The following is a 6,291-nucleotide window of genomic DNA, read 5'->3' on the forward strand; positions in this document are numbered from 1 at the left end:
CGACCCGCACACCGCAGTCGAGGTCGAAGCCCGCCGCCCCGGGCTGCTGCGGCAGCGGCTCGACGAGGCGATCGAGGGCCTGGTCGACTCGGCCGAGCCCTGCGGGGTCCAGGCGAGCCGCTCGGCGAGGCGTTCCCGGGCCTCGCGCAGGGCGTCGTCGAGTACGTCGGCGATCGTCGCGTCGGCGTCGAACGGCATCTCCTGCTGCAGGAACCCCAGGCCAAGGGGCACGTGACGCTTCCCGCGTCCGGTTCGTCCGTCCCGGCGAGCAGACGCAGAGGGTCGACTCACCGACGCCGTTCTCCCCGATCGGCCCGATGCGGTGGCCAGGGGAGGCGGTCAGGGAGACGCCGTCGAGCACCCGCCGGGTGCCGAGGACGCGGACGAGGTCGTGGGCGAGCAGGGCCGGCTGGGGCATGGAGGTCCACCCAACGTGATCGGTGTGCGGCCCGCGGGGCGGCTGCCCCGGACGCGGGCCAGGTCGACACGTCGGCGGCTCACACCTCGGGGGCCCCCGTCTCCTTCAGCTCGCCGCCGGCCAGCCGCAGCCACCGGTCGACGCCGATCTCGCGAAGGAACCGCTCGTCGTGGCTGACCACCACGAAAGCCCCATGGTAGGAGTTGAGGGCGATCTCCAGTTGGCCCGCGCTGACCAGGTCGAGGTTGTTCGTCGGCTCGTCCAGGAGCAGCAGGTGCGGTGCCGGCTCCGCGCACAGCACACAGGCCAGGGTGGCGCGCAGCCGCTCGCCGCCGGACAGCACCCCGACGGGCAGATGGGCGCGGGTGCCCCGGAAGAGGAAGCGGGCGAGCAGGTTCATGCGCTCGGCCTCCGGCCGGTCCGGGGCGAAGGCGGCGAAGTTCTCGGCGACCGTGCGGTCCCACTCCAGCAGGTCGAGGCGCTGCGAGAGGTAGGCGATGCGCCCGTCGGCCCGCTTGATCTCGCCGCCCTCCGGCGTCAGGTCGCCGCTGAGCAGGCGCAGCAGCGTGCTCTTTCCGGCACCGTTGGGACCGGTCAGCGCGATGCGCTCCGGGCCCCGGACCATGAGGTCGACGCCCTGGCCGGCGAAGACGTCCTTGCCACCGAGCCGGATCCGAAGCCGCTCGCCGAGGAACAGGTTGCGTCCGGCGGGCACGCTGGTGTCCGACAGGTCCAGCGTGATGCGCTGCTCCTCGCGCAGCGACCGCCCGGCTTCGTTCAGCCGGGACCTGGCCTCGCCGACCCGGTCGGCGTGCATCTGGCCCGCCCGGCCCGCGGACTCCTGCGCGCCCCGCTTCATGGTGCCGGCGAAGATACGGGGCAAGCCGGCGTTCTTCAGGTTGCGGGCGGCGTTGCTCGCGCGGCGCTCGGCGCGTTCGCGGGCCTGCTGCATCTCCCGCTTCTCCCGCTTCAGCTCGTGTTCGGCGTTGCGCACGTTCTTCTCGGCGACCTCCTGCCCGGCCCGCACGGCCTCCTCGTACTCGGCGAAGTTGCCGCCGTAGAAGCGCAGTTCACCGCGGTCGAGTTCGGCGATCCGGTCCATACGGTCGAGCAGAGCCCGGTCGTGGCTGACCAGGAGCAGGCAGCCGTTGAAGTCCTCCAGCACGTCGTAGAGCTTGTGCCGGGCGTCGAGGTCAAGGTTGTTCGTGGGCTCGTCGAGCAGCAGCACGTCAGGCCGCTTCAGCAGCTGCGCCGCGAGGCCGAGGGAGATGACCTGGCCGCCGCTGAGGGTGCTCAGACTCCGGTCCAGGGCGAGGCCGGTCAGGCCGAGGCGGTCCAACTGGGCGTGAGTGCGTTCCTCGACGTCCCAGTCATCGCCGATGGTCGTGAAGTGCTCCTCGCTCACATCGCCGGACTCCACGGCGTCCAGGGCGCGGATCACGGCGGCGACGCCCAGTACCTCGGCCACGGTGAGTTCGCCAGTCAGGGGGAGGCACTGCGGGAGGAAGCCGAGGGTGCCCGCCACGGACATCACCCCGGTGCCGGGCCGCAGTTCACCGGCGATCAGCTTGAGCAGGGTGCTCTTGCCGGAGCCGTTGGGCGCGACGAGGCCCGTACGGCCGGTGCCGACGGTGAAGGACAGGTCCTGGAAGACGGGCGTGTCGTCGGGCCAGGTGAAGGACAGGTTCGAGCAGACGATGGAAGCGTCGGACATGAAGGCGACCTCGTGGGGAGGGGACAGGGAAGAGACACCTCTGCCCCGGCAGACATACGAAATAGTGGGGACGACTGCGAGGCCACTGCGGCGGCGCTCCTGGGCACCGGCCGGCGGCCTGTCGGATCCGGGCATCACCCGGAGATGTCGTCGTCCACCACCATGTCTGGGCTCTCCTCAACAAACGGTCAACGCCCGCTGCAGTCTAGCAACCGGAGGGGTCGGACCGGGGCGCACAGCGGGTCAAACCGTCGGACCAGGCGGCCGTCCGGTCGTGATGATCTGTGGGGGTTCGCCGGTAGGGCTTCGGTGTGGTCGTGTCAGTGTTTCGGAGTGCGGATCATGCTGGTCGGACTGCGGGTGGGCCGGTGCGTGCCGCTGGTGGTGGTTGCCGGTTTTGCACCGGTGGAGGCGTACCGCCTTGGCGCAGGCGGTGAGTTCGATGCCGCCGCGGGTGGCGATGAGGGGGCAGCGGCCAATGGGCGGTGCGAGGCGGGGAAGGCCGCGGAGGCGGCGGCCGCTGCCGAAGCCGAACGCAAGACGAACCGGTTCCGGGAGGGTCGGGTCCGCTGACGGCGGCAGTACCAGAACGCGACGATCAGGCTGTGGGCCGACTGCGAAGCCGAGGGGCACAAGCCCTGGCGGCTCAGCTTCGGGGTCACTCAAGACGGCCGGTGGGCGCAGACCGGCCGCACCGTTGGCAGCTGAGCCTGCATGACGCGACGCTGACCCGCTGCACCGCGGACGGTGATGCTCTCCCCGCTTACCAGGGCCGGCTGCTGCCGTCCTGTCCGGCGGCGAGGCGAAGTGATGGTGAGCGGTCGTATGCGGGACACGCCCGGTGCGGCTGAAGAAATCAGAGGCCAGGCCCCCTGAGAGCGCGCCTGTGAACTTGTCAGCCCGACGTGGTCCGTGCAGGCTCGGCCGGGGGCGCCCCCTGCCGCGATGAGTTCCGGCCGGGTCGCGAGTCTGTTCTGGTGAGCGTCGTAGGACGTCGTACGACGCTGCCCGGCACGAGACACCACGGAGGACACCATGACGACCACGCCCGGCAACGCGAGCAGCAACCTCCCCGGCAAGCCGCCAGTCGTCGACCTGGCCACCTGGCAGGCGGCGCGCGAGGAACTGCTGGCCCGCGAGAAGGCGCACACCCGTGAGGGCGACGCGATCGCCGCGGCCCGGCGGCGGCTGCCGATGGTGGAGCTCGACGGGACGGTCGAGGTCACCGGCGTTGACGGGCCGGTCCCGTTCCTGGACCTGTTCCAGGGCCGCGAGGAGCTCGTGGTCTACCAGCACATGTGGTACGACGGCGCGCCGTACCAGGGGCAGTGCGAGGGCTGCACTACCACGGCCTGGCACGTGAAGGACGCCGTCTACCTCAACGCCCGGGGCGTCTCGTTCGCCGTCCTGACCTCGGGCCCGTGGGACGAGGTGGCCCCCTACGTCGAGTTCATGGGTTACACCCAGCCCTGGTACTCGGTACGGGGCGTGGAGGCACCGGTCGGTGGAGGAATGGGGCACATCGTCTGTTTCCTGCGCGACGGCGACCGCGTGTTCCTCACCTACTCCACGACGGGCCGTGGCAATGAGCCGGTCAACGGGTCCCTCGGCCTGCTCGACATGACGCCCTACGGCCGCGGCGAGGCGTGGGAGGACAACCCCGAGGGCTGGCCCGTGATCGGCGATGTCCGCGAGGGGCACCCGTCCGAGGGCCGCCAGGCCTGCTGGTACTGGCGCTCGGACGCCGACGGCGTCGCCACCTGGGGCCCGACCAGCCGGCCCGTGCCGCAGTGGACCCGCCCCGGCGCGACCCCCGTGGAGACCCTCGGCCGGCACGGCCACCACCACTGACGCCCCTTCGTCGACGGCGTCGGCAAAAGGTGTCAGGTGCCGGGCGGAACCTCCGGACGACGCGAACGGCCCCCGCGCGCTCGATCGGTGGGCGGTTCGCCGGGAAGGTGAAGGACTCCTGGTAGGAGAGGGGCATGTCCAGGCTTGCCAGTACTACCAGGAGTCCGGGTGCACGTATCGTCCGAGTACCGCATCATGCTCGAGTCCGGCTTGGCCGGCCTCCCGGTCGTGGACCGCTGACACCCCGGGCCCTGCACCTCTGTTGCGCCAAGTGCTGCGCCTGTCGGTTGCGCCAAGGGGTGCGGCACTGTTGCGCGAGCCGGAAACCCGCCGCTGAATCCGCGCAGGTCACCACACGAGATCGGCGTGGTCGGGCCGCCGACATCCCCGTCGCGGCTCATTGTTTTGCCGGGGACGAAGAGAGCGACGAGTGCGCCGAGAAAGCGGCCGAGTACCAAGGACGCGACCTGCACTGCCTCACTCCGGCTCCGGCGCGCAACCAGGGCGGGGGCCCGGCCGTCATTCCTGTGAGGGGTGAGGAGGAGCGGATGGGGGCTGTGCGGATCCTGCTGCCGCGTGCGCTGGCCCGGGTCAGCACACGGGCGGGTGGGCCGCTGCTCGGGGCCGCGCTGCTGCGGTGCCTCGCGCCCCGGTGGGTGCTGGTACGGCCGCAGCCGGCAGCGCGGCGGCTCGCATGGGGCGAGGAGGCCGTCGCGGTGTACCGCGCCCTTGTGACCCGCGGGCGCCCCCGCCGGCGTCACCGGGATGGCCTGGCCCGCGCCCTTGCCCTGTATGCCAACGCACTGCTTTTGAACGGCCGTTACGAGGAGGCGCTCGCCGTTGCGGACGAGTCCCTGGCCGTCCCTGGCGCCCGTCCGTCCCCGACGCAGACCGCCTACACCCTCCACGTCCGCGCGCTGGCCCTGGCGGAGACGGACTGGCTCGACGAGGCCCTGACCGTGGCCCGGGAATGCGTGGCGGCGTACCGGCACACCATGCCCCGGCGCAGGGACAGACCGCTGGAGAACCTCGTCGGTGCCCAGCGCACGTGCGCCTGGGTGCTGGGCCGCCTCGGCCGCGTGGCGGAGTCCGTGACCGCCTACCAGGAGTGCGCCGTGCCGATGCGGGACATGTCCCTGCGGCAGCTACTGCGCGTCCGGATGGTGCAGGTCCGCGTGCTGATCGAGCTGACCGGCGGACTGCGCGCCCTGGGCCGGTGCGACGAGGCCGTCGAGACCGGCGCGGACGCCCGGGAGTGGTGCGACAGCCCCGTCCTGCGTCTCTACCCCGAGATCCTGCCGCTGCGCGTCCGGCTCCTGACCGACCTGGCCTGGTGCCACGGCGCGACCGGCGACCTTTCCCGGGCACGGGAGACCGCCGAGCAGGCCGTGGCTGTGTGCCGCACTCTGGCCGAGCGAGATCCGGCCACCGGCGAGCCCTGGCTCGTCCTGGCACTGGAGTGCCTGGCCCACCACCTCGGCAGGCTGGACGCGCCCGCCGGAGAGCAGCTGGCTCTGCGGGAGCTGGCCGACCTGTGCGCCCGGCTGACCGGCACCCGGCCCGACGCCTACGAGCCGCGGCTCGCCCGGGCCCTGGACGACCTGGCCTTCCGCCACTGGCACGATGGCGCCCGCCGCCAGGCCGTCGAGGCCACCGAGCGGAGCGTTGCCGCCTACCGTCGTGCCGCCGGGCGACATCCCCAGGCTTATGAACCAGACCTGGCCCGGACGCTGGCCAACCTCAGCATCCGGCAGCGCGGCGCAGGCGGCGGGGACGACGCGGTGGCCAACGCGCGCGAGGCCCTGGCGATCACCCGCCGGCTGGCGGAGTCCGACTGGGACACCTACCAGTCCCTGACCGCCCAGCGCCTGAGAACCCTCGCCCGTGCCCTGCGCCGTACCGGGGACGAAGCGGGGGCGCTGGCCTGTTACGAGGAGGCCGAGACTGTCCTGCGGGAGCTCATGGAGGACGCCGACCCGGGGTCGTACGCATACGAAGCCGCGCTCGCCGCCATCCTCACGGACCTCGCCGACACCCTCCGCATGATGGCCGAGGCCCACCTCACCGCGGGCCGATCCGATGACGCCGTCCGCGCCCTGCGCCACCTGCTCGCCCTCACCCGGCGCGCCGAACAGACCGATGTCCACGCAGCCTGCCTCACTGCCTTCGCCCGGGCTCGCGCGCTGGCCCCGGACGAGGTCAGGCGGGCGTGGCAGCGGGCTACGGCGGACCCGTTCCCGTCGTTCGTCTACCGGGCGCCCTTTGTATAGGCGGGCCGCCGATACGGAGCAAGGGCGGACGCCGCTTT

4 protein-coding genes and 1 pseudogene are annotated in these 6,291 nt (G+C 72.2%); 3 read left to right on the top strand and 2 right to left on the bottom strand.

All coding sequences use genetic code 11. The annotated features are described in order from the left end of the window. Positions 1–418, bottom strand: a pseudogene (locus VIW71_RS22320) (ATP-binding cassette domain-containing protein); the annotation flags it as partial. A gap of 79 nt (positions 419–497) precedes the next feature. Then, positions 498–2,132, bottom strand: a complete 1,635-nt coding sequence (abc-f, locus tag VIW71_RS22325) for a ribosomal protection-like ABC-F family protein (protein WP_331624273.1) — start codon at positions 2,130–2,132, stop codon at positions 498–500. 342 nt (positions 2,133–2,474) lie between these two features. Here abc-f and VIW71_RS22330 point away from each other — a divergent pair, with 342 nt between their 5' ends. The 3 genes from VIW71_RS22330 to VIW71_RS22340 all read left to right on the top strand — a co-directional run bounded on the left by VIW71_RS22330 (position 2,475) and on the right by VIW71_RS22340 (position 6,253). Continuing rightward, on the top strand, positions 2,475–2,705 hold the full coding sequence (locus VIW71_RS22330) for a hypothetical protein (RefSeq protein WP_331624274.1): 231 nt from the start codon (positions 2,475–2,477) through the stop codon (positions 2,703–2,705). A 462-nt stretch (positions 2,706–3,167) separates the two neighbouring features. Beyond that, positions 3,168–3,983 (top strand): DUF899 domain-containing protein, encoded by an 816-nt coding sequence (locus tag VIW71_RS22335; protein WP_331624275.1) that lies wholly within the window; start codon positions 3,168–3,170, stop codon positions 3,981–3,983. A gap of 548 nt (positions 3,984–4,531) precedes the next feature. Further along, positions 4,532–6,253, top strand: coding sequence for a tetratricopeptide repeat protein (locus VIW71_RS22340; protein WP_331624277.1), 1,722 nt, complete (start codon positions 4,532–4,534; stop codon positions 6,251–6,253). Positions 6,254–6,291 lie beyond the last annotated feature (38 nt).

Source organism: Streptomyces sp., assembly GCF_036524955.1.
Taxonomy (GTDB): Bacteria; Actinomycetota; Actinomycetes; order Streptomycetales; family Streptomycetaceae; genus Actinacidiphila.

What these genes read in the sequence shown, in the direction of transcription:
- abc-f (WP_331624273.1), bottom strand. Translation starts at nt 2,132, where the DNA reads ATGTCCGACGCTTCCATCGTCTGCTCGAACCTGTCCTTCACCTGGCCC.
- VIW71_RS22340 (WP_331624277.1), top strand. Translation starts at nt 4,532, where the DNA reads ATGGGGGCTGTGCGGATCCTGCTGCCGCGTGCGCTGGCCCGGGTCAGC.
- VIW71_RS22330 (WP_331624274.1), top strand. Translation starts at nt 2,475, where the DNA reads ATGCTGGTCGGACTGCGGGTGGGCCGGTGCGTGCCGCTGGTGGTGGTT.
- VIW71_RS22335 (WP_331624275.1), top strand. Translation starts at nt 3,168, where the DNA reads ATGACGACCACGCCCGGCAACGCGAGCAGCAACCTCCCCGGCAAGCCG.